Origin of the sequence: Paenibacillus sp. UMB7766-LJ446, assembly GCF_030226665.1 — a bacterium.
In the GTDB taxonomy this organism is placed as follows: domain Bacteria; phylum Bacillota; class Bacilli; order Paenibacillales; family Paenibacillaceae; genus Paenibacillus; species Paenibacillus vandeheii.
Genome location: NZ_JASOYM010000004.1, coordinates 447,109 through 472,348, shown reverse-complemented (window position 1 = coordinate 472,348; position 25,240 = coordinate 447,109). Strand labels below are relative to the sequence as shown.

General features: G+C 45.5%; 19 protein-coding genes. 6 read left to right on the top strand and 13 right to left on the bottom strand.

Translation table 11 applies throughout. The annotated features are described in order from the left end of the window. Positions 1-29 precede the first annotated feature (29 nt). Positions 30-917: a LysR family transcriptional regulator gene (locus tag QP794_RS13135; protein WP_285077130.1), complete on the top strand. Its 888-nt coding sequence runs from the start codon at positions 30-32 to the stop codon at positions 915-917. Positions 918-954: 37 nt separating this feature from the next. On the opposite strand, the gene QP794_RS13130 is transcribed toward QP794_RS13135, so the two are convergent. From QP794_RS13130 to QP794_RS13100, 7 genes are all read right to left on the bottom strand, one after another. Continuing rightward, positions 955-1,848, bottom strand: a complete 894-nt coding sequence (locus QP794_RS13130; RefSeq protein ID WP_285077128.1) for a carbohydrate ABC transporter permease — start codon at positions 1,846-1,848, stop codon at positions 955-957. Between the two features lie 13 nt (positions 1,849-1,861). Next, complete coding sequence (locus tag QP794_RS13125; RefSeq protein ID WP_079344427.1) at positions 1,862-2,776, bottom strand: ABC transporter permease; 915 nt, start codon at positions 2,774-2,776, stop codon at positions 1,862-1,864. Between the two features lie 61 nt (positions 2,777-2,837). Continuing rightward, a complete protein-coding gene (locus QP794_RS13120) occupies positions 2,838-4,574 on the bottom strand; it encodes a type 2 periplasmic-binding domain-containing protein (RefSeq protein ID WP_094936518.1) in 1,737 nt (578 codons plus the stop codon). Between the two features lie 317 nt (positions 4,575-4,891). Continuing rightward, positions 4,892-6,583, bottom strand: coding sequence for an extracellular solute-binding protein (locus QP794_RS13115; RefSeq protein WP_285077127.1), 1,692 nt, complete (start codon positions 6,581-6,583; stop codon positions 4,892-4,894). A 32-nt stretch (positions 6,584-6,615) separates the two neighbouring features. Beyond that, entirely contained in the window at positions 6,616-8,022 is a 1,407-nt protein-coding gene (locus QP794_RS13110; protein WP_285077126.1) for a response regulator transcription factor, read from the bottom strand. Beyond that, positions 8,019-9,731, bottom strand: a complete 1,713-nt coding sequence (locus tag QP794_RS13105) for a sensor histidine kinase (protein WP_285077124.1) — start codon at positions 9,729-9,731, stop codon at positions 8,019-8,021. Before QP794_RS13105 ends, QP794_RS13110 begins: the two co-directional genes overlap by 4 nt. A gap of 203 nt (positions 9,732-9,934) precedes the next feature. Next, complete coding sequence (locus QP794_RS13100; protein WP_143805268.1) at positions 9,935-10,057, bottom strand: sporulation protein YjcZ; 123 nt, start codon at positions 10,055-10,057, stop codon at positions 9,935-9,937. A 351-nt stretch (positions 10,058-10,408) separates the two neighbouring features. Here QP794_RS13100 and QP794_RS13095 point away from each other — a divergent pair, with 351 nt between their 5' ends. Beyond that, the gene (locus QP794_RS13095; protein ID WP_285077121.1) at positions 10,409-11,935 is read left to right on the top strand and encodes a multicopper oxidase family protein; all 1,527 of its coding nucleotides are present in this window, start codon (positions 10,409-10,411) and stop codon (positions 11,933-11,935) included. A 146-nt stretch (positions 11,936-12,081) separates the two neighbouring features. Here the strand turns inward: QP794_RS13095 and QP794_RS13090 are convergent, their stop codons facing one another. From QP794_RS13090 to QP794_RS13070, 5 genes are read right to left on the bottom strand one after another with little or no spacing between them, the layout of a single operon-like run. Next, entirely contained in the window at positions 12,082-13,470 is a 1,389-nt protein-coding gene (locus tag QP794_RS13090) for an MGH1-like glycoside hydrolase domain-containing protein (protein ID WP_285077119.1), read from the bottom strand. Positions 13,471-13,496: 26 nt separating this feature from the next. Continuing rightward, on the bottom strand, positions 13,497-14,348 hold the full coding sequence (locus tag QP794_RS13085) for a carbohydrate ABC transporter permease (RefSeq protein WP_285077117.1): 852 nt from the start codon (positions 14,346-14,348) through the stop codon (positions 13,497-13,499). Further along, on the bottom strand, positions 14,326-15,384 hold the full coding sequence (locus tag QP794_RS13080; protein WP_285077115.1) for a carbohydrate ABC transporter permease: 1,059 nt from the start codon (positions 15,382-15,384) through the stop codon (positions 14,326-14,328). Before QP794_RS13080 ends, QP794_RS13085 begins: the two co-directional genes overlap by 23 nt. 12 nt (positions 15,385-15,396) lie before the next feature. Further along, on the bottom strand, positions 15,397-16,647 hold the full coding sequence (locus tag QP794_RS13075; RefSeq protein WP_285077114.1) for an ABC transporter substrate-binding protein: 1,251 nt from the start codon (positions 16,645-16,647) through the stop codon (positions 15,397-15,399). Between the two features lie 31 nt (positions 16,648-16,678). Continuing rightward, a complete protein-coding gene (locus tag QP794_RS13070; RefSeq protein WP_285077112.1) occupies positions 16,679-17,734 on the bottom strand; it encodes a LacI family DNA-binding transcriptional regulator in 1,056 nt (351 codons plus the stop codon). A gap of 317 nt (positions 17,735-18,051) precedes the next feature. Between QP794_RS13070 and QP794_RS13065 the strand changes: the two genes are divergently transcribed. From QP794_RS13065 to QP794_RS13055, 3 genes are all read left to right on the top strand, one after another. Next, entirely contained in the window at positions 18,052-19,884 is a 1,833-nt protein-coding gene (locus QP794_RS13065) for a glycoside hydrolase family 36 protein (RefSeq protein ID WP_285077110.1), read from the top strand. 204 nt (positions 19,885-20,088) lie between these two features. Continuing rightward, positions 20,089-20,574 (top strand): CcdC protein domain-containing protein, encoded by a 486-nt coding sequence (locus QP794_RS13060; RefSeq protein ID WP_285077108.1) that lies wholly within the window; start codon positions 20,089-20,091, stop codon positions 20,572-20,574. Between the two features lie 225 nt (positions 20,575-20,799). Continuing rightward, positions 20,800-21,981: a multidrug effflux MFS transporter gene (locus QP794_RS13055; protein ID WP_285077105.1), complete on the top strand. Its 1,182-nt coding sequence runs from the start codon at positions 20,800-20,802 to the stop codon at positions 21,979-21,981. 169 nt (positions 21,982-22,150) lie between these two features. Here QP794_RS13055 and QP794_RS13050 read toward each other — a convergent pair whose 3' ends face one another. Continuing rightward, positions 22,151-23,029: a helix-turn-helix domain-containing protein gene (locus QP794_RS13050; RefSeq protein ID WP_285077103.1), complete on the bottom strand. Its 879-nt coding sequence runs from the start codon at positions 23,027-23,029 to the stop codon at positions 22,151-22,153. A 137-nt stretch (positions 23,030-23,166) separates the two neighbouring features. On the opposite strand from QP794_RS13050, the gene QP794_RS13045 reads away from it, so the two are divergent. Further along, on the top strand, positions 23,167-25,143 hold the full coding sequence (locus QP794_RS13045) for a beta-galactosidase trimerization domain-containing protein (protein ID WP_285077101.1): 1,977 nt from the start codon (positions 23,167-23,169) through the stop codon (positions 25,141-25,143). Positions 25,144-25,240: the final 97 nt, after the last annotated feature.

The following is a 25,240-nucleotide window of genomic DNA, read 5'->3' as shown; positions in this document are numbered from 1 at the left end:
AAAATTCACTATACAAATGAGGAATTATAATGATTACTGATGCATTAAAGGTCTTCGTTACCGTTGCGGAGCAAAGCCATTTCTCGAAGGCCGCAGAATTGTTGAACCTGTCCCAGCCGGGGGTGAGCCTGCATATCAAAAATCTGGAGAATGAGTTGGGAGCCAAACTGCTACATCGTTCGCCAAAGCAGGTATCTCTGACTGAAGCGGGGGCGATCCTCTACAGACATGCCAAGGTCATTCAGGCTCGCTACGATGAAGCAAGGCAGGAGATCCAGATGCTGCGGGATGAAGTGACCGGAAGTATTCAGATCGGTGCCAGCTTCACCATAGGTGAATATATTTTGCCTAAGAAGCTGGCAGAATTCGCAGCTCAATATCCGCAGGTCAACCTTCAGGTTACTATTGGCAATACCCAGGAGATTCTGTCTGCGGTTAGGGGAAATCAGCTGGATATTGGATTTGTGGAGGGTGAAGCGCAAGCCTCGTCAGATCTTGACGTTATCCCTTATATGAAGGATGAAATGATTGTTGTAGCTCCTTCCGGCCATCCCCTCTCCGGTTCCGTCGTGGTAGAGCAGCACATGCTTCAGGATCAGGTCTGGGTCCTTCGTGAGTTGGGTTCGGGAACACGTGCTTTCAGCGATCATTTTATGGAACAGACAGCGATCCGTCCCAAGCGGTCCTATGTCTTCACCAGCAGTCAGGGTGTGAAGGAAGCTGTTGCTGCCGGGCTCGGAATTGCGATGGTATCCAGATGGATCGTTCATAAGGAGCTGGCAACCGGGGAAGTCGAAGAGCTGCGAATCAGACAGCTGCATCTGGAACGCAGCTTCTCCATCATTCGCAACAAGGAGCATTCCCAATCCATGGCACTGGATGTCTTTTTACAGAAGCTTCTTTTCGTCAAAAAATAAGGATTGAAGGCTTTTTTTCGCCTTCAACCCTTATCTTTTATTCTTTTACCGATCCCACAACAATTCCGGTCACAAAGTATTTTTGCAGCAGCGGATAAATCAGCAGCAGCGGAATGACAGCCACTACGATTTTGGCTGCATTCAGATTTTTGTTCGAAATCTCAGTCAGATTGCTGAGCTGAGCGGAGTTCGTGCCGGCTTGAAGAAGTTCGGCAATATTTACATTAAGCGACTGAATATAGGTCATCAGCGGATAATTGCTGACTTTGGTCATATAGATCAGTCCACTGAAGAAGTCATTCCACGTGCCTACGATACTGAACAGGGATACCGTCGCCAGTGCCGGAATAGAGACGGGAACATACACTTTGAACAGAACCTGCAATGCGTTCGCCCCGTCAATGAAAGCCGCTTCTTCGAGCGCTTTCGGCACTGCGGCGAAAAAGTTCATTACAAGGATGACACTGAATATTGGAACAGCACCTGGCAGGACAAGCGACCAAATTGTATTGAGCATATCCAGGTTTTTGATCAGCAGATAGCTGGGAATCATGCCACCACTGAACAGCATGGCAAAAATCATGACATTCATATAAATATTTCTGCCCTTAAATTCCCTTTTCGACTTGGATAGCGGATAAGCCATCAAAACAATAAGAATCATGTTGAGCGCAAGGGATAGAACCACACGTAGAACGGAAATGCCAAAGGAGCGCCAGAACTGCGCATCATCAATAATTTTCGAATAAGCTGCTGTCGTAAAATTGACGGGTAACAGACCTACGCTGTTGGCCGAGACAGCCTCGCTGCTGCTGAATGAAATCGCAACGATATTCCATAATGGAAGGAGGCAGATCAAGGCCAGCAGTATAACGATGGCGTAGATGACAAACCGGCCCATTCGGTCTTTCAGGCTTGCGGAATAAGACACAAGTTTCGCCTCCTTAGAATATTTTTCTGTCGGTGTATTTTTTGGCCAATTGGTTGGCTGACAATAGTAGAACAATACCAATCACTGACTTGAACAGTCCAACAGCTGTACCAAAACTATACTGTCTGCCAACGAGACCAATCCGGTATACATAGGTATCCAGAATATCGCCCGACTCATAGACAACCGGATTGTACAGATTGTAGATTTGGTCGAAGCCTGCACTCAAAATATTGGTCAGACTCATGACCCCCATGAGCAGGATAATTGGCAGCATACCCGGCAACGTAATATGCCATACTTTTCTCCACCAGCTTGCTCCATCAATCCCTGACGCTTCGTACAAACCCGGATCAATCGAGGTAATGGCTGCCAAATAAACGATGGAACTGTAGCCGAATTCCTTCCATACGTCTGTTCCAATAATCAGCGGCTGGAACCAGGTGTTGCTTCCTAGAAAATTAATATTATCCAATCCGAAAAAGGCCAATATCTGATTCACACTTCCATCCAGGCTGAACATGTTAACAACCACGGAGGCCAGAACGACCCAAGACAAAAAGTGAGGCAGATATACAATCGTCTGCACGGATTTTTTAACAAATTTAAAGCGAATCTCGTTTAATAAAATGGAAAAAATGATGGCCATCAGTGTGCCGAGCAGAATCTTGGCGATGGCAATCACCAACGTATTGCTAATCACTTGGCCGATGTCCGGCAGTTTGAACATATAAATAAAATGCTTGAGCCCAACAAATTCGGAGCCAAACATACCTTTGGCTGGTACATAGTCCTGAAACGCCGTAATGACACCAACCATGGGAATGTAGCTGAATACCAGCAAAAATAAAATGCCCGGCAGCATCATCATATGATACATGGCACCTGTGCCCAATCGGTTTCTTGCTTTAACATTTTCCTGTTTCATGGATGAACCCCTTTCCTGAAGAAAGGCTGCTTATCGCAGCCTGTCAGCAGTGTTAGCCTTATTATTTTTGAGTTTTGGTTTCAGCTTCAATCTCCTGAATCACCTGATCGCCGCCTTGTTTCTTCCAGTTGCTGACGAACGTTTCGAAGTAATCCAGCGGTTCCGCACCCGTTATGATTTTGATGAAAGATTCCTGTTCCATTTTGGTCAGGTTAGCCCACGTCTGTTTCATGCTTGGAGTAGTTCCGGAGAACGCTGGCGTCATCCAGTTGAATTTGCCTTCCTGGGTCAGCTTGTCGATCAGCCCCACTCCGTTCATACGGGAGTGATATTTCGACCAAGCCGTTATATCGTCTGTATCCTGGTCTTTCAAGTACGTTTGGATACTGCCAATATTGTTCTTCGATTCCGTTGTCCGGACCTGATCCAGACCAATCTCGCCTTTAATTCCGCGAACGACATCGGAGTAATCATCCAGCAGCGATGTAGCCGAGTTGACTTCAATGTTAAACGGTCTGGTGGAACCGTCTACGCCGCTCTCCAAATATTTGGCTGCCTCTGGCATGGAGGTTGCCACGTCTTTGTCATTAGCCAATTTATCGTAGAACAGGTTAATAATTTTAATGGCCAGCTCAGGGTGCTCATACCCTTTTCTCACAACGATAAACTGACCGGATGGATTGGCGTGTGCCACATTTACCTTGCCATCTTCATCTTCCAGCGTGTAAGCGGTGAATTTCGCGTGTTTATCCATCTGTTTGACACTGCTCAGTCCCCAGTCTGGGATGTGCCACGGTCCAAAAGCAATCCCGCTCTGGCCGTTGGTGTAAAGTGCAGTGATATCGTCAAATGTACGGGTTCCAAATTGCGGGTCAATGATGCCTCTCTTGAACCAGTCGGCCATAACACCCAGCATCTGTTTGGTTTCCGCTGTAGTCGAGCCATAAACGATGCTGCCGTCCTCGCCATTCATCCAATATTGAGGAAACGCGCCTTTGGTAGAAGCGACGCCCAGCATGGTATAGGCAGATCCGTTATAGTCTGTCGTATTCAGAGTGTTCACAAAAGGGATGCCTACCGGTTTCCCGGTTTGCCCAGGATCTTTTTTCAGGAACTCTTCTGCTGTTTTCTCTACATCTTCCAGCTTGATGGCACCGTCTCCGTCAGCATCGAGTTTGATTCCCAGCACATCCAGCCAATCCTGCCGAACCCAGACCATGGTTGGCGCAGAATCCAGCGAAGTCGCCGGAAGACCCATCAGACGTCCATCAATCGTGGCATTGTCCAGTGCACGGCCATCATAGGAGTCGTAAATCTGCTTGATATTATCCGTAGCATATTGTTTGTACACTTCCGTCATATCTTCAATCAAATCATTATCAACCAGTTCTTTGAGCTCATCCTTGGAATCCACACGCATCATGTCAGGCAGTTCCCCGGAAGCGATTGCAAGAGAAACTTGACGGCTGTAATCTTCACCATTGGCCTCAAATTGGTCCTTAATTTGTGCGTTGAACGATTCTTTGACCAGACGGGTATACGCATTATTCTCGTATGTATCTCCTGCGGGCAATTTCGGGTTCGCCGTCGTAACACGTCCCATCGTTACCGTTACTTCGTCTTTATAGGCACTGAATGGGTCTCCAGGTGTCACCTCATATTGGCCCGCATCCTCAGCAGTCGGCGGATTGGAGGCCCCCCCACATGCTGCAAGGATGGAAACCATTAAGGCGGACATGGACAGCACAGCCAGTCGTTTCGTCAACTGTTTGCTTTTTATTGACCAATTATTTCTCATCAAATTCAACTCCCCTTCGTTCTGTTTATTTCTCTATCATGTTGTTTGCGCTTTCATTATAAAACTTGGAGAAGCCTAATCGAGATAGGGATTAAACGCTTCTTTGGATAGAGAAATGTGTACAATTTTTGCTGGGTTCAACGAGCAGCATTGAGGTTGTGAGCATTTATCTTACCTATCGACTTACATTTGTCTATCCTCTCTTCATCAGGCACGTGAAATAAAAAAACCAGCAAGCTCCTTGAACAGGAGAATGCCGGCTATGGATGGGAATTCAGAACAGTCCTGTAAAAGTTATCGAATCGTCTAATGCTTAGCTACTTCAAGTGTGCACTGTGGGAAGCCAGCACTTCAGCAGTCACTTGGTCGCCCCCCTGTTCCTTCCACTCCTCTACAAATTGATCGAATGAATCCATAGGCGCAGCACCCAAAATAATTTTCAAAAATGTATCATGTTCCAGCTTGGACAGTTTGCCCCACAACCTCTCCACTGCTGGTGTACGCTTGTAAGTAAGACTTCGTACTTTATGAATGTTCGGATCAAAGAAGTTTCTTCCTCCGACAAGAAGAGAGTAACCTCGCATAAAATTCTCGTTGTGCTGGTCCCAATATGAAATGCCAAGTTGGTCATAAGGCTTTAGCTTGGTTTGTTTTATCGTCGAAACTGTATTTTCCAGCAGTTTATATTCGGACTTGTCCTTGAAATCGGCTGGTGTTTTGGTGCCTGCCAGAATATCCTGCACAGCTTTGGATTCATATCGGGCTTCATCTGCCGGAGCAAAGAAATTGCGACTTAGCATAAAACTCGTACCATACTTGAACTCATCACGAAGGTACAGATTGTTTATTTTAATGATCGCCTCCGGATGAGCGTATCCCTTTCGAACCACAAGGAAAGAGCTTGAAGGATTATCGACCTTCACATGATAGGCTCCGTTTGCATCCAGCGGGAGCGCGTAGGCCTGCCAGTTAGCCTTTGGATCATTCAGCCAAGCGCTTGGAAGCGGCCAGTATCCTGCAAAGAAACCTTGAAAGAACATGCCCGCCTGTCCGTTAATGACGGTTTCCTCTGGTTCTTTGCGGATGCCCAGATCTGGATCAAGGAGACCTTTGGCATACATATCACGAAGCCTAACCAAGGCGTTCCTTGTCTCTGGCAGCAGCGAACCGTACACAGGTTTTCCATCTTTTTCGAGCCAGTATCCGGGGAAAGCCCCATAAGCCGAGAAAATCGGCGTTAGATCAAAAGCAAATGCGCTGTTGTTAAAATCCTGAAATAGACCCGTGCTTGAAGCAAGCCCGATCGTATCCCGTTTCCCGTTTCCATCCGGGTCCTGCTCCACAAAAGCCTTGGCGATCGCTTCCAGTTCATCCACCGTTTTTGGTGGTTTCAATCCTAGACGATCCAGCCAGTCCTGCCTGATCCAGAGCATGCTGAAATCTTCCGCCGTGACAGACGGTACAGCCATCATTTTCCCTTCAAAGGTCACTTGTTCCCGAGCCAATCCATTCGTGCTGTCGATAATTTTCTTCATCTCGGGTGAAGCGCTGCTTGCATATGCCTCGGTCAGATCTTCAATTTCTCCTGCTTTGACCATCTCATTCAACTGAACCTGATTAACGATCATTGCATCTGGTAAATCATTGCTGGCGATAGCCAAATCAATTTTCTGACCGAAATTCTCCTTGGATACCTGCCACATGACTTCAACATCCATGTTAAGGTTTTGCTTAATCATCGTTTTCCACATATTCTTCTCTAATGTCTCTCCTTCAGAGAGATCCGTTCCTGTCGGATCGACCACATATCCCAACCGGATGGAGACCGGATGTTCATATTTGGTGAATGGCTCGGTGGCGGCAGTGTCAGATATGGTTGGCGCTTGCCCCATTGACGATTCCAGAGATTCCCGAAAGTACGAAATGCTGAAGAATACTATACCTGCAATCAAGCTGACGACAACAATACACGCAGCCATCTTCTTGATCATCTCTTTCCCTTCTTTCATCCGGATTCTCAGTTGGGTATGCGGAACCTACGCTATTTGTCCCCTCTGCCCAGCTGTCGAAATTCACTAGGCAGCAAGCCTGTCAGTTCGCGAAAAATTCGGCTGAAATATTTTTCATCCGTATAACCCACCCGCTCTGCAATCCAGAAAATCGTGTTGTTTGTGTTCAATAAATACTCTTTTGACTTCTCCATTCGTATATATCGGGAATAATCGTTAAAGGTTTTGCCCATGATGTCCTTGAAGCATTGGCTGAAATAGCTTCGGCTAATGTTAAGCTGCTGGGACAGCCCTGAAGCTGTAAAAGCCTGATCCAAATCATTCTGCATGATCATCACGGCTTTTTTCACCCCATCTATCATTTCCTGAGAATACGAAGTCTGTTCATCGGCCTTTCGAATACTCTCAGAGGTCTGCTTGGTCCACTGTTCCACTTCGTACCAGGATTGAAAAGAATGGATCATGGCGATTCTGCCCAGCGTAGTCTGGGCAAAAAGATGGTTCCACTCCATGACCAGAGAGTACAGTAATCCCATCAGCTGACCTTTTTGCAGTCTTAATGATTTAAACTCTTCAATAAGTTGGTTGTAATAATGGTCGTTATGAGTCCATGGAGACAGAAACCAACTTCGTTTAATACGATCCATCTCCTCATCCTGAGGTTCTATTGGAAAGGAGTCTTCTTCATCTAGCGAAACGGCAACCACCGGATCTTGAGGGTCATACGCATAAAATAAGGACGTTTCTGTATAGTTCATAATCCAGTTTTGGATTTGCGACCATGTCCGTTCTTGCACATCAGACAATACCAGCAGGGCTGCTTGTGGAATTTGATCCAAGTATCCCTTCAATCTGTCAAATAGTTGATCCTCACCATTCAGGGGTGTCGCCCACATCCAGCTGTTCCGTTCCACTTCAAAGCGAATCTCGTCTACATTGGATTCAAGTTCAAACGGCCAGCTCTGTCCGGACTTCCGGTCCAGTGAAACAAGTGCATACACTTTACGGTAATGAACGTTGGTTTCACCGATTAGCGGCAGCTTTCGTCTTGTATTAGCCAACTCACCAATCCGGGTATGTATCCGATTCAGGACGTGTTCAAATTGCTCCTTCTCAAGCTGAACCTTGGCTATATAGTCGATCGCTCCCAGCCTGAGTGCTTCCTGGATATAATCAAAATCCTGATGTAGGGTAAGCACGACAATATGAAGTTCCGGGTAGTGCTGCCTTGCGGCTCGCATTAGCTCAATGCCTGACATTACCGGCATCGCAAGATCCGTTAACATCAGATCTACCGGGTTGGATTCCAGAAATTCCAGCGCCTTGGCCCCATTACTTGCTTCTCCAACAACCTCCATGCCGAACTCGTTCCATGGCATCGCGGAGCTTATTCCTTTTCGTACCAATTTATCGTCATCCACAATCAATACCTTAATCATGCCGAGATATCTTCTCCTTTGATAGGAAGTATAAGCAATATACTTGTCCCTGTTCCCAACTCACTCTCGATCACCAGTTGAGCTTGATCCCCGTACTGTGCTTTTAACATGCGGTGAACATAATTGAGCCCGATGCCCATGCCTACTTTTTTATGCTCAGGTGTACGATTATTCAGAAGCCTTTCAATCGCTTCCTCCGTCATACCTGCTCCATTATCCTGAATCATAATGTTCAACGTTTCTTTGCGTGTCACTTCAATCTGAATAAAACCTTCGTCACTCAGTCCATGGTAAAGTGAATTTTCAACTAACGGCTGTAGAATAAAACGAGGTACTGGTATTTGAAGCACTTGCTCATCAGCCGAAATACGTACATCAAATTCAAAGTCATATCGGATTTGCTGCAAGATCAAGTACTGTCTAAGCGCGTCAATTTCCTCTTCCATCGTGGAAACCTGACCTAATTTGCCCAAATTATAATACAACAGCTTATTCAGCGACTGCACCAGCTTGTCAATCTCCCCTTGTCCATTCATAACGGCCAGCCAGTGTACCGTATCCAGTGTATTCATCAAAAAATGAGGATTAATCTGATACAGCAGCTTTTCCACTTCAAGATCTGCACGAATTTTCTCCTTCAGCTGTACCTCTTTGAAAAGGTCACCGATTTGATGCTGCATATTGGAGAATTCGCCCAACAGAAAATCGAATTCGGGAATTTGCGTTCGGGTCTGACTACCTGTCGTTTGTGGGTTCTGAGACATTCCGTTGATTTCCGAATGGAACAGACCGAGGGGTTTATAGACCATCTTCCACAGCAGCCAAGCCAGAAATACGGTAAAGCCCAGGAAAAATAAAGCGACCAGGAATATTTGAAGCAACCACTGGTTTTTCTCCTGTTGATACTTGGCCTGCGAGATCACCGATACAACACTCCAGTTCTGAGTGGAGTCCTGTCTGAACCAATGGTGACCGCGAGCTATTCCGTCCGATGCCGCATCTTTGGATAAGCTGGAGAAATTCTCACCGACTTTCATCGCTTCCGGAATCTCACTATACACAATGTTTCCCTCTCCATCTAGAATCAGATGGGATAAATCCCCTTTGTACTGATTGTAACCCAATATATCCTGCGCAAGGTGAAATCCGGATTCAACGTAAATATAAACATCGTCCCTCTGGGGCAGTTTTACCTTCCGCATAGCGGATAGAACGAGCTGATCATCAAACCTGTTCATACTGACATGAGGACCATAGTAGGTAATCCCATATGCTTTGGATAGCATAGGCAAAGATTCCGGTGAAAAGCGATCCTTTATGGGAAAGTTACCGAACTGTGTCGTGCCATCCTCCTGAAAATAATACAACGTCAAACCGATATTCGGATTGGTAAACGTCACGACATTTAATTCGCTCTTTAATTCATCCCGCGTTTCAATCAATTCAAATATATTGGAGGACGGTTTCAACACCTCATCCAGCTTCTTGCCTAATGTACCACTGTAGGACAATTGCTGAGTAACATGATTCAGGTTGGTGATCGAATTCTCCAGTGAGGAAGTTACCTGCTGTAAATTGCTCCGAATGCCATCATCGATTTTGTTCGCAAAAATGGAATCAATGGTGTAGTAGGAAATTGCAAATATACTTATGAAGGGGATAAACGCACTGAGAAAAAACAGCAAAAAGATTCTTTTTTTGAGTGTCATTCCAACCTATTCTCCTTAACTTCATCCATTCTATGTTGAATGCATAACTCCATAATTATAGATTGATAATTCAATAAGTCAAACGCTTTCAAATTGTATTTTGTATGAACACAAGTCCTGATTAAGCCTTCGAAGGTAATACAATCATGACAAAAAGACCCTGCCGGCGTGATGCCAGCAGGGTTGTTCAGAAGATGAAAGAATTAAACCAGGAATGCTTTAGAGATGATGACCAACAAGATGAACAGAACAAGGATTGCGCCGGTGGATGTGAAACCACCGTATCCACCCAGACCTCCAACATTTCCATATCCTACTTCGCTCATGTAATCTCCTCCTCTTTTGTGTTATGTCATAAGGTATTCAACTCTTTGTGTATTGACAAGGCTATTTACGTCATCTTCAAAAAAAAGGGCTCGAACCGCAATACGCTCACCTGCAAACGTACATGAACCAGTTGCTGACCTAGATCTGCCTTCAACACTCGATTATATTCCTGATGCTGACACACCAAGAGCATGCAGCATCAATCGTTACTGTATTAATTGCTGGGTCATAGCACGAAGGTAAGATATTGTTTGCTTCTCCTTTATTCCTCTATATAGCTAACATAATGAACAAGTTCAAGATCATAAAATTACATAATGATCCTAACCATAGGGAGGCTCCCAATTCTTATGCCTGAAAAGATAAAACTGCAAAAATTCGTGGATGAACTGCCTATTCCAAATACGTTGTCTCCCAAGAAACGAAGTAGTCATAGTTCATATTACGAAGTGACTATGAAAGAGTTTTCTCAGAAGCTGCATAGAGACCTCGGGCCAACCCGTTTATGGGGTTATGACGGAACATTTCCAGGTCCTACGTTTGAAGTGATGAAGAATGAAACCGTGTTTGTTAAATGGATGAACGACCTGCCCAATAAGCACTTTCTTCCCGTTGATAATACGATTCATGGTTCGGAAATAACTCTTCCAGAAGGAAGAAGCGTTGTGCATTTACACGGAGGAAGAACGCCGGCTCATAGTGATGGCTATCCTGAAGCTTGGTTTACGAGAAATTTCGAGCAAACGGGGCCTTTGTTTGAACGAGAGGTTTATACGTATCCAAATATTGAACGAGCTACGATGTTATGGTATCACGACCACACAGTAGGAATTACAAGATTGAACATCTACGCAGGACTCGCTGGATTTTATTTCATTCGAGATCCTAATGAACAATCCCTTAATCTTCCGAGAGGAAATTATGAAATCCCTCTACTTATTGTGGACCGATCATTCAATCCGGACGGATCCCTATACTACCCCAGCAAACCGGATCAAAACGATGCAAACCTTCCTCATCCTTCCCTTGTCCCCCCTTTTGATGCGGATACCATTCTGATAAACGGCAAGGTGTATCCATTTTTGAATGTAGAACCAAGAAAATACCGATTTCGGATTTTGAACGCATCCAATAGCCGAATCCTTACATTAAGAATGGAATCCAATCAACCATTTTATCAAATTGGGACCGATAGTGGGTTTCTTGAGACAACAGTAAGAATAAACGAATTTGTACTTTTAAGTGCCGAGCGAGTAGATGTGATCATTGATTTTTCTCAATACTATGGTCAAACTATTATTCTCAAAAATGTCACGAAAAGTGCGTCCCCTGAAACAATAGATATCATGCAATTCAGAGTAGGTGTTCCCTTAAAAAGTACAGATACCAGCTCAATTCCTTTTTATCTAGAAGCATTCGAACGACTCCCACAAAGTATGGCAAAGAGAACAAGATATTTAACACTTGTCAGAGTGAAGGATCAATATGGTCGCTCCTTAAACCTATTAGACGGAAAAATGTGGATGGATCGCATTTCTGAAAGAATTGAAGTAAATACGGTGGAAATCTGGCGAATCATCAATATCATTGATGATGATCCTCACCCCATTCATATTCATTTGGTTGATTTTCAAATTCTTGATCGTCAACCTTTTGATGTTTCTCATTATCAGAAAACTGGAGAACTTATTTACACAGGTCCCCCTACTCCTCCTAATCCATATGAAACGGGATTAAAAGATACTGTAGCAACCCCCTTTGGTTACGTTACAACGATTATTGCTCGTTTCGGACCCTTTACCGGGCGTTATGTATGGCATTGTCACATGCTTGAGCATGAAGATTACGAAATGATGCGACCGTTTGATGTCTTTTAGCGCTCCAGCGCTGCAACAAAAATTCGACATATCCCCAAAAAAATAAATAAAAAAGAGGCATGTCCTGCTAAATATAAGGTACATGTCTCTTTGAAGGTTTTATGACTCACAACCACTTGGAACAAATAGATTATATCTCATGAATGTTAATCTTCCGGCACAGTAGACACATGATGCGTCTCTCCTTCTGACACCTCTACAGAAATAAAGCAGATCTGTTCTCCCCCTTCGGTTGTTTCCTGTTGGGTCAGGGCAGCTATGCCGTTGTGGTATAACGTCTCGGCATTTACAGGAAAAGCAGCCTTCCAGACAAAGGGTTTTCCAGATTGCAGCGTCAATGTACTCTCTGTGTTCTCAGTATGTTTAATCGTAATGTTCCTGTCAAGGATAGGGATATTCCCCATTTCCGCCCATTTTAGTGAATGTGCAAGTCTTGGCAAGGTGCTGATTACCGATGCTCCGTTTGCCGTAATTCCCATCAATCCGGCGGCCATGGAGCCTATCACGCAATAAGATACCTCCGGGTAATCCCGTCGCTCCAAAGATGGATCTACCAGCTCTTTCAATTCATTCAAGGCTTCTTCATTTTGGCCGTACCGATAAAAAATATCCGGCAGATAAGTCTTTCCTTCAACGTTGGCAACACGATTAATCTTGACATCCTCAAGCGCCTTATGCAGTTTCTCCGGGTCACTGACCGCCCCGTAATAAAGCGGGAGAAAGGTCCCTTCTGCATTATAGCCTGTTACGAAAGAATGGTCCTGCAGCTTGGCGCCGAAGAAGCGCCCCTTCTCCTCGTTCCACCATTCCTGCTGATAACGCTGTTCCAGGTCTTGTGCCTTGGCGGCGTACACTTCCGCTGTCTCCGATTGGCCTCTGAGACTGGTAAGATGGACAAATGCACGGTAACCGGCAATTTGTGCAGCGATCATATCACCACCCATCAAAGGCTGATGTCCAGCTTCGTTGAATGTAGCCAGCCCCCTGCGTCCATATTCGGGGTAATATTCCAATATTCCGTCCCCGTCTTTGTCCCAGGCACTTGTATATTCATTTAACGTTAACTCAAAAAATTCCAATAGCTTACTGTCATTCAAATAATAAGTATCGCCTGTCCACAGGTACTGACGCAAGCTGGCATCAATAATGTCAAAATTGGCAGGGAGATTATACCAAAAATCCTCATCACTTTCATAATCGACTGGGGCAGGAACATTGTCCTTATTGATCTCCCAGTAAGTACACCAGTCACGGGACTCGGCAATGTTTTCGGCAAAATGCATAATCATATTCCTGGTATGGAGACGAAGCCCGAGAACAGCAGCTCCGGTGCTGTGGTGCATGACATCACGGATGCAGAATGCCTCTCTGGCTGGAAGAGCGGCTTCGTACCATAGCCCGACGGGATCTTCGCCAAAGTGGGCATACTCCAGTGCCTGGCGTTTGGCCCAAACAAAACCTTCATTCAAATCCTCATCGGAAGATTGAAAAGTTACTGCACCAGCTTGGGATTCTATTTCTCTCTCATAAGACATGTCAAAGTCACTCCTGTCCTTTTCGGTTAACTTTCCTTGGAACCTGAGAAGGTCAGACCTTCCATAAATGCTTTTTGCGAGGTGAAGAATAATAGGATACATGGCAAAGTGATTACAACAGCCGCTGCCATTAGCAAATTGGTATCTGTGGCATAAGTCCCCTGGAACCCTGCCAGACCGAGCGTGAGCGTCTTCCATTTATCACTGTTGATATAAATAAGCGGTCCCATGAAATTGTTCCAGGAGCCCATGAAGACCATGACGCCAACCGCCATCAGAGCAGGTTTGGACAGCGGCAGGAAAATCTTCCACCAAATTTTAAAGTAACCGCAGCCGTCGATAATCGCTGCTTCCTCCAATGCGACGGGTAGCCGGGAATAGAACTGACGTAGCAAAAAGATATAGAACGCCGACCCAAAGAAGGCTGGAACGATCAGCGGGTACAGCGTATCCAGCATGCCCAGATTCTTGAACAGAATGAATTGCGGAATCATCGTAACCTCGCCCGGCAACAGCATGGTCGACAGGACCAGTACGAACAATATTCCACTTCCCCTCACCTTCAAACGGGCAAAGGCATAGCCCACAATGGATGAAGAAAGAACCGTACCAATGATAGGTAGCACCGTTGTAATTACGGTATTGACCAGATAACGACCGAACGGGAACGCCGTAAGCGCCTTCGCATAATTATCCCAGCGCCAGTTATCAGGCCAGATGCTCATCCCAGATACTGCGACCTCCTCCAGACTCCTTAGAGATGCAGAAACCATCCAGAGAAAGGGATACAGGAACATAATGCTCCCGATCAGCAGCAATATATAGGCCAGCCAATGCACCTTTTTGTGAGCAGATTTACGCTCTTTTTTTACGGACACGACGCTTCCTCCTTCCGGTTTGCTCTGTTTCGTAATACACCCATAATGCACTGCTGCGGAATACGAGCGCAGTGAACAGGAGGATAATTACAAAGAGTACCCAGGCCAGTGCCGACCCGTAGCCCATTTTGAACCACATAAAGGCATTTTGATATAGATAGTAGGCGTAGAACAACAATGAATTATCCGGTCCGCCGTTTACCATGAAGCCTTGGGTAAAGGTCTGGAATGCCCCGATCATACTTGTAACTGTATTAAAAAATAAAATCGGTGAAATCTGCGGCAGCGTCACATGCCAGGCTTTTCTTGCTGCCGTTGCTCCATCAATCTCGGCTGCCTCATACAGGCTTTGTGGAATATCCGAAAGACCGGCCAGATAGATAATCATATTGCCTCCGACCGTCCACAGGCTCATGATAATGACTGCAGGCATTGACCATTCTGGACTTGAGAACCAGCCGGGGCCTTCGATACCTATCCTACGCAATAACGAATTGACCAGACCGACATTCGGGTTAAAGATCCAGATAAACAGCACCATTTGTGCAACACCCTGCACGAGCGTTGGCAAATAATAGATGGTACGGAAAAAATAAATCCCGCGTAGCTTCAAATTCATTAGCAAGGCAATCGCAAGAGAGAGAATGACCTGCAGGGGTACACTTACGAGCGTGTAATAGAAGGTCACGGACAGCGATTTATAAAACATGGTATCCTTGAACAGCATGCGGTAGTTGTCCAAACCGATCCATTTCGGATCGCTCACGACCTCCCATTTGTTGAAACTGATATAGAAAGAAAAAATCATCGGACCTACGGTAAATAACAGAAAACCAATGATCCAGACCGAGACGAACAAATAAAAGCTCGCTGCTTTGGTATGGATAATCTTCTTTTTCACAAGAACGCTGGTAATGGTAAAGATGATAGCGAATACTAGCACGATAACGGTCAGAAAAGGGAGAAGAGGCAGCAAAGCTGCTGGTGCCCCTATTCCTTCATAGAAATTGTAGATCCCTTCTATTATTCCATTCATAGTTTGCTCCCGTTAGTTTTGTTGTAAAATCTGGTTTATCTTCTCTGCTACCTGCGGGAATACTTCCTTTACATCCTTGTTTCCAATTCCGATTGGTGTCGTATCATCGATAGCTTTCATCACGTTGTTGATTTCATTCGTACCCTTCTGGGCTTCCTGTGTATGCTGCTTCTCGGCGGCAAGGACGAAGGCTTTCAGGTTCTTGTCTGGGGAAACAGCTTCAAACGCACTTGTTGCACTGGAAATAACCGGCACCCCATAAGCATTCTTGTTCCCTCCGATGATTTTTTGCACCTCTTCGTTTTGTGTAAGGTGATTAATGAAAGTTTTGGCAGCTTCAGCATTCTTGCTGTCTTTGCTTAGAGCCAGCCCATTAACTTCTTTGGAACCACCGTTCCCTGGGAAAGGAACAATATCCCATTTGAATTTCTGTACATCAGCCATTTGCGGTAAATACCAAGGACCAAAGTCGGTGAACATGCCGATCCTTCCTCCCAGATACCAGTTCATCATGCTTTGTCCCTGCTTCTCACTATCGTTTGGAACGATTCCGGCTTGTTTGCTAGAGACAATATACTCCGCAGCTGCAATAGCTTCCGGTGAATCAAGTGCCGACTTGCTCAGATCATCACTGTAAAATTGACCGCCAAACGCATAAATCCAGTTACCGAGCCACAGCGGTTCGGAACCGAAAATTTTCGCTGCTCCTTCTCCAGAAGTGAGATTCTTAGCGATGTCATTGAATTGTTCAATCGTCATCGGTTCAGTCTTGCTTGGAAGCGGAATGTTATTTTTCTCGAAAAGATCGACGTTAATCGCCATGACTTTAGGCTTGATAATAAATGGTGCTGCATATGTTATGCCATCCACACTCATGGAATCGACGAGGGAAGGGGAGCTGAAAAGTGACTTATCCATTTTCAATTCTTGGAAAGCGTTTGCAAAACCAGGCAGATCCCCCCCTGAGATCAGCATGACATCAGGAGTCGTTCCTCCTGCAATCATCGTCTGTAGCTTGGTAAGATAATCCTTCTGTATCCATTGGCTCTCAACCTGAATGTCGGGGTAATTTGTTTCGAAGTTATCAATGGCCTGCTTGATCGCATCAGCTTCTGACTGAGCTCCCCAGAATGCAAACGTTATTTTCCCCTTGTCTTTCGTCCCGCTCTGACTTTCCGACGAGTTCCCTCCATTTCCGGAACACGCCGACAACGCAATTACAACAAGTAGAGATAAAATAATCAAAGACCATTTTTTCACCATTTTTTCCCCCTATTGAATATTTAAATGACGGTCAGCCTTCTATGTCCTCTACGGACCTGATTTCCGCACCACAGCTGCTTCTAATAATCAGCTTCGACGGAATCACGATCTTTAACGGCACTTCTCTGCCACCGATCCGTTCAAGCAGCATTTTTACCGCGCTCTGGCCCATTTGTTCAGTGTAGATTTTCACCGTCGTTAACGGCGGATTGGCATAAGAAGCCATTTCAATATCATCGATGCCGACTATTGCGATATCACTCGGCACCTTTAAGCCGGCCTCCTTCAACGCCCTTCCGGCAGCTATGGCCATGGGGTCAGAACCAATCAGGAAAGCTTCCGGTAAATCCTGCTTCTCAATAGCTTCCTTCATGAGCTGATACCCGGTTGACATGGAGAAATTATTACCGATATGCACATGCTCGGGCAGGTACAGATTTTTCTGCTTCATATAAGCTTCAAAACTGCTTTGCCGCTGATCCACTGAATCTATACCAGAGTTGGAACCGAAACGATTAATAAAATCGCGTGAGCTGATCAGGCCGATCCTTTCATAACCAAGTCCGGTAAGATGATCCAAAGCCATCCGGGTTACCTTGTCAAAATCGACGACGACGGAATCAAAGCGATCCTCATCCGGCGAATAGTCGACAAAAACAATGTTATGTATCCGGCTGAAGTACAAATTGTATGGATCGAATTCGAACTTGCCGATCACGATAAGGCCATCAAGCCCTGACAGGCTTTCATACGAATCATGGTTCACCCAGCGAATAGTCCGAGTAATGTGAAGTCCCAGCAGATTGAATTCTTTCTCGATTTGCAGCCTTATCGTCAGGTAATACGGATCCTCCGACTCAAATTGCTCCGAACAGAAGGTCACCAGTCCAATTTTATAATCCTTCAACTGCGCCGCTTGATTGGTATGACGACGTTGGGTTACTTTATATTGCAGCTGTTCTGCAGCCGAAAGAATTTTTCTTCTTGTTTCCTCCAATACCGATAAGGAAGGATCTCCGTTCAGTACACGAGAAACTGTAGATGGAGAAACACCGGCCAGACTTGCAATATCACGAATAGTTGACACTATTAATCACCTTTTCACTTCATATTTGGGAAACACCCCTCACAATCATTTTATAGTTTTGCCAAGCAATTGCCAATCACATTGTATTTTGTTTACTAAACATTAGCAAACTAATGCGTGAATTCAATATAACAGAGTTCAAATCGTTTGACAATAACTTATTGTCATCGCTTACATGTATTTTTTTCACCCTAAAATGGTATTTACATTTTAATTTTTGTTTATTCACATTATTTGTTTACTAAATATTTTGTAAACGATATACTCTAAACAAGGTATTGTTAGTCCCTTATTTTTTTATACGAGCAGGAGGTATTATGAAAACTTTAATCAACTACGATTGTCCCACTGTAATTATTAACAGTAACAGCACCCTATTTAACAGCTTTACCAACATTGAAACCATAACGGAGAACCTTTTTCTGGTCCATATCCGGTTAACAGCTGTGAACAAAGAACAGCCGCCAGTGTACCGAATCGAGTGGTCTATTCCCGCCGTAGACATCCACTCTTTATGGCATCCGGGTACAGACCGCAATAAAGCCTTTCAAGTGGATTGGGGTGACGGTTTCCAGTCCAAAAGCACTTCTCTCGCACCTGTGGCCTCCCTATACAATCTAGAGGGGCGGAATCGAATGACCTTCGCTTTTAGCGATGCATTGAACAGCGTGTCAATAAAAGCCGGTATCCATGAAGAGGATTCCACCTTCCTATGCTCTGTTACTCTGTTTGAAGAAGCTATGCCGAAACTGGATCATTACGAAGCCACGCTCCGAATCGACCGCAGGGATATTCCCTTCTATAATGCGCTGGAAGAGGTAACCGAGTGGTGGGAGAGCCTTCCCGGGTATGAACCCGCCGCAGTTCCTAATATGGCCCTCGCCCCCATGTACTCCACGTGGTATTCCTATCATCAGAAGCTGACCGCTTCCGAATTGGAGGAACAATGTAGATTTGCTAAGGAACTTGGCTGTGAGACTATTATCGTTGATGATGGCTGGCAGACGGACGACAACAATCGGGGTTATGCCTTTACCGGAGACTGGGAAGTCTATTCGGGCAAAATACCGGACATGAAAACTCATGTGGATACCGTACATCGGCTGGGTATGAAATATATGCTATGGTACTCCGTGCCATTTGTAGGTAAGTGCAGCAAGGTATGGAGCAAGTTCGAGAATAAACTATTGCGGGTAGATGAGAAGCTGAATGCGGGAGTGATGGACCCCCGGTACCCGGATGTCCGGGAATACCTAATCAGCACCTATGAACAGGCCGTATCCGGGTGGGATATCGACGGTCTGAAGCTGGATTTTGTGGATAGCTTCAGACTGAGTCCGGATCAGAAGGAAGGAACAGCGGAAGGGCGGGATTATAAGTCAGTGCCTGAAGCGGTGGACCGCTTGCTCTCCGATGTTATGGAGCGACTGAGAGCCATCAAGCCGGATATTCTTATCGAATTCCGCCAAACGTACATCGGTCCGCTAATGCGAAAATATGGTAACATGTTCAGGGCCAACGATTGCCCGAACGACTCCATTCAAAATCGGGTCCGCACGCTCGACCTGCGACTATTGTCGGGAAATACAGCCGTCCATTCCGACATGATCATGTTCAACCCTAAAGAACCGGTCGAAAGCGCAGCCATGCAGCTGATCAATGTTCTTTTCTCAGTGCCTCAAATCTCTGTTCGTCTCGATGAGATTGGAGAAGTGTATGCTGGAATGCTCCGCTTCTGGCTCTCCTTCTGCAAGGAGAACAGTGACATTCTGCTGAAAGGTAAAATAGCTCCGGTACAACCCGAGTTACTTTACCCACTTGTCAGTGCCCAAAGAGGAGGTACGAAAATTGTCGCCGTTTACACTGATATTGTTGTCCCAATGGACGCTACCTATGAACGATTCATTGTAGTCAACGGAACTTATAATGAACAAGTAGTTGTCCGTTGCCACCATCAGGGTCGTTACGACCTAACTGTAAAAAATTGCTGCGGTCAAGTTGTTCTACTCCGCCAAATCGAGCTTCAGGACGGTTTGAACGAGCTCCCCATCGCGAGAGCTGGTATAGTCATTTTACAGCGTATAGGTAATTCAGGAGGGATAGAAGCAGGTTATTCACAGCAAAAGGGGCCTTCCGTGGTCATATCATAGTTCCGTCAAGTAGACAATACCCATAAGAAATTTTAATAAGCGGCGACTTTTTCCCGGATTTCAACCGGTGAGAGGTCGCCCAGTTTGTTTTGAGAGCCGAAAAGTGACAATAGTCACCTTAACGAATTACTTTGTACACTTAACTAAATTTCAAATATCCTCGATACTTAGGTTACACAAAAAAAAACAGACGAGGTGCTTCCTATGAATCCATTATCTTTAACAATCTCATTATTAATTTTCGTACTCATTTTGAGGGGCGTTATCCAGGGCAGCAAGAAGCCATTGCACGAATCAGGTCGAAAACTATTGATTCCGATTCTTTATATCTCTACATCTTTGTTTGAGTTGTTCGATCCTACGTTGGTGCTTACATCTGGCAGAATGATCAGTGCTATAGCTATTGGTGCGATTCTGTCGATTCCATTAATTCTGGTGACACAATTCCAGCGGAAATCGGATGGCAGGATGTATTACAAAAGAAACGTATCTCTTTATGTTCTTATTATTGTTATTTTCTCAATTCGATTCATTGACTTCATGTTCATCTCAGGTATTGATCCCAAGACTCTTGGATTCTTGAATAATGTAGTCGCCCTATCCTATATTGCTATTTGGCGAATGGCTAGTTTCATTAAATTTCATAATTCCAAGTCTAGTACGATCCGAGCTTTGGACAAAACCGCTTAACCGTATTATTAGCCTGAGCTGGTTGACTAGCCCTATCAAGCATGTTAACCTAGGCCGAGTATTAACAATGATTGTCAAACCCTCCTACCTTATAACGATGAAAGGTAATTCAACCCATGATGATATATAGTCGCCTCGCCATCATGATGCCCCCCTTTCCCTAGCTAGGCTCATATTCTTGTTGTCATAAAACAGAGTATAAGCTTGTAGGAGGGCTAATATATAATGAAGAAATATGCAGTACCATCTTTGCTTTTAATGATTGTTCTTGTCGCATTTCCACAAATCAGTGAGACCATCTACACTCCATCGCTGCCAGATATCGCAGCAGCACTTGGTGTAACGAATAGTTCCGTACAATTCACGTTAAGCATCTATTTTATAGGATTTGCCTTGGGTGTTTTTTGCTGGGGCTGGATGTCCGACTTGATCGGTCGCAGACCTGCTATGCTGGCGGGTCTTATCATATATGGGATCGGAAGCTTGATGTGCTTTTATTCTGAATCGATTCACTGGCTCCTCGTCAGCCGTTTCGTTCAGGCTTACGGTGCTGCAACTGGATCGATTATCACCCAAACCATGCTTCGAGAAAGTGTATCGGGAGATCGAAGACATGTTATGTTTGCCCAAATATCTGCTGTCATTGCCTTTACGCCGGCAGTTGGACCGCTTATTGGCGGTTGGATTGATCAGGCCCTTGGCTTCAGGTGGGTATTCTTTGCGTTAGTATTGATGAGCGTTTTGTTGTTTATATATGCTTTTCTTAAACTGCCGGAGACAACGAACGTCTCTTTACGATCCAAGGTGGCTATACTTCCGATTGTAAAAAAGATGCTTGCTATGCCGCGTGTACTGGTGTTTGGGGTATTGATTGGTGGTATTAACGGAGTTTTATTCAGTTATTATGCCGAAGCTCCCTTCATCTTTATTGAACACTTTGAATTGTCGCCTGGCGTTTATGGTTTTTTTGGCATTATTGTGGCCTTGGCATCGGTTGTGGGGGCAATGATCTCCAAAAGATTATTGACCGTTTACGCACCGGAAAAGATTATTCGCTTGGGTTGTCTGGTCATGACCAGCGGGGCTCTGCTCCTAACCCTTGGAAGCAGTATGTCTATGCTCCCCAACCTTTTGCAGATCATCTGCATGTTAACGGCTATGTTTGTTCTGTTGATTGGTGCAGGTATTGCTTTGCCTAATTGTCTAAGTCTTGCCCTTGTTCATTTTCATAATGTAATTGGCACAGCGGGTGCCATATTCAGCTTGGGCTACTACTTGCTGGTAAGCCTTACGACCTGGGGAATGGGTGCTCTCCACAACGGTTCATTGCTGATAATGCCTATATATTTTCTGGTCATTAGCGGCGCAATGTGGTGGCTTGGCAAAAGTTTTATTGCCGAAGAATAATCCATTAGAATAATTCATTAGGATCATAAATAATAAAAGAAATGTCACGGGGCACATTTCAAAACATAGAAGCAGTCCAGTACTTTTATCGTATCTGGGCTGCTTCTATTAATAATGTTGAACACAAAGTTCTAAGCATGGAGCGGATAGTCTTCGGCAGGCCGAACTTCTATTCCATAAAATACAGCTGGTGTTTCCTGCGGTACTCTCCAGGCGTGAGGGAAGTTTGACGCTTGAACAAGCGCGTAAAATAGTTGTTGTCCTGCAATCCACACAACTCGCCGATACGCTTCAGGGGAAGCTCAGAATGTGCCAATAACCGCTTGGCCTTCTCCATCTGCAGGTGATGCCTGTATTGAAGTGGGCTCATCCCCGTATACTGCTTCAGGCAGCGGGCCAGATAATCAAAATGATAGAGCAAATCCCGCTCCATCTGTCCGGAATCAAACGGCTGCTCCAGGTGCTGACCAAGATAAGCCGCCACCTTCTCACTTAGTAAATAGGAACGAGCCTGCGGGCTGTTTTGTCTCATTCCCTTCTGTAATTGCAGAAGGAATTGGCCTAACAGAACATGCAGCTCAAATGAACGCTGACGGGTAAGTACACGATGCAGCTCAAGCATTTCTTTCATTATCGGCTCCAGGGTATGTAGATCCACCCCGGAGAATTTGGGAATTTCAATGACTCCAGGGGGAGCCTCAATATCCTGGTCTGTTTGCTGAAGCAGGGGCTGCTCCCATGTCGTCTTTTCTTTTAAAATCAGCTTTTGGACAGAGGGAAGCTGAAAATGAATCCAGTATACCTCCGTCTTCACCTCCGTTGGTTTATACCCACGATGTTCTTTGCCAGGTTCAAGAACCAGCATCATGCCTTCCGCCACCTCGTAACGAATCCCCTCTTCCTCCATAAATATCGCTCCATTGGCGCAAATAATCAGGTCGAACACATCAAAGCAACGCTGGGCATGTTGCATACCCAGCTGCCATTCGGTGTGCCCAATTGCTGCTAATAACGGAAACGGTGGAACTTGAAGTTCAAGTACAAGCATGAAAGATCTCCCTTCATTCAAAATGTAGAGAATGTGCTATATAAAGTCGTAATTGTCAGCTGTTATCGAAGCACGCGATCCCTTAGAGTAGTAGATATAATATGATTCTATCACTTATTGACCAGGGGGATGCAAGCATGAAATTTCGTCAGGTTCATCTCGATTTTCATACGTCAGAGGCCATTGAAGGCATTGGCCGTGATTTTTCGAAGCAGCAATTTCAGGAGATGCTCAAAACGGGGCATGTCGATTCCATCACCATATTCTCCAAGTGCCATCATGGCTGGGCCTATCACCCGACAACCGCCAATCAAATGCATCCACATCTGAATTTCGACCTAATGGGTGCCCAGATTGAGGCTGCTCAGGAGATAAGCGTGAAGACACCGGTCTATCTCTCCGCCGGCCTGGATGAGCGACTCGCCCGCAAACATCCACAATGGCTCATCCGCAATCAGCAAGAGCAAATCAGCTGGACAGCTGACTTCATGACGCCAGGATATCATCAATTTTGCATGAACACCCCGTATCTTGATATTCTCGCCCAACAGGTCGAGGAAGTCGTAAAGCACTACGATGCGGACGGCATCTTCCTTGATATCGTTGGCGTCCGGGAATGTTATTGTCAATATTGCGTTGCCGAAATTCGCACGCAGGGCTCCGATCCACGAAACATTCAAGACATGAGAACACTGTGGGAACAGACTTATGCTCGTTATACCCATCGAATGAATGAGACAGTACATACATTGAAGCCAGGACTACCCGTGTTCCACAACAGCAGTCACGTCGACCGAGGGCGGCGGGATCTCGCTCATGTGAATACCCATCTGGAGTTGGAATCGCTGCCAACGGGCGGCTGGGGGTACGATCACTTCCCACTCTCGGCGCGTTATGCACAGACACTAGGGGTGGATTTCCTCGGCATGACCGGGAAATTCCATACTTCCTGGGGTGAATTCGGAGGATATAAACATCCAAATGCGCTGCGTTATGAAACTGCGCTGAGCCTTGCGAACGGGGCACGCTGCTCCATCGGGGATCAGCTGCATCCGGCTGGTCAAATGGATCTCGCCACGTATTCACTGATCGGTGAAGCCTACCGCGAGGTAGAAGCTAAGGAGGAATGGTGCCGAGATACTACAGCGATAGCCGATATCGCGTTGCTGACGGTGGAGGCAACGCGATGGGAAGCGGGAGGTAATCCACATGATCAGCACAACCATTATGATACCGGGGCTGTAAGAGTCTTGCTGGAAGGCCACTATCTCTTTGATGTCGTGGATTTGCAGGCTGATCTGTCCAAATATAAAGTTGTTATTTTGCCGGATGACATCCTCATCACAGAGTCCATCAAGACCAAACTGAAGGGCTTTCTTGCGGAGGGCGGCAAAATTCTCGCCACCGGCCGTTCCGGACTTTCACTGGATGGAACGGGCTTTGAATTCGATTTGGGTGTTGAATTTCAGGAGGTATCCCCGTTCCGTCCCTCCTATTTCCGTCCACATTTCGAGCTTCCTTCGCTGCGTACAGCTTCTTTCGTCATCTATACCGAAGGACAGAATACAATACTAACGACAGACGGCATCCTCCTTGGCAGTAAAGAAAATTCATATTTCAACCGAGACTTGTTCACGTTCTGCTCTCACCAGCACACCCCTTCTGATCTGCAAGAATCGGGAACGGGCATGACCGAAGGAAGAGATGGGATCTACATCGCGTGGAATGTTTTTGAAGATTACGCAACGAAGGGCAGCCTGCCTATCAAGGAAATCATCTGTTATGCGCTGGATCGCTTACTCGGCAACAATAAATCCCTAATAACCAATCTACCTGCACAAGGGGTTACCACGTTACAGGCACAAGCGAACTCGAAACGCTGGGTGAATCATCTGCTGTATGCTTCTCCAGTGCGCAGAGGTTTAGGTGTGGAAGTTATCGAGGATCTTCCTCCACTCATAAATACAGAGGTGACCATCGCGGCGGCTGAAAAAGTACAGGACGTGTACTTGGCACCACAGCGCCTTAGTCTTCCATTCAGTCAAGCGAACGGCCTTGTGACCTACACCATACCTCTATGGTCCTGTCATCAAATGGTCGTAATTCAGTTTTAGTAAGCACATTCATCGAACATATATCATCAAAAAAAAGTCGCCATCAGCATGGCGACTTCTTCATTGGCGGTTTACTCCGCCAAGGTACTATCCTTTA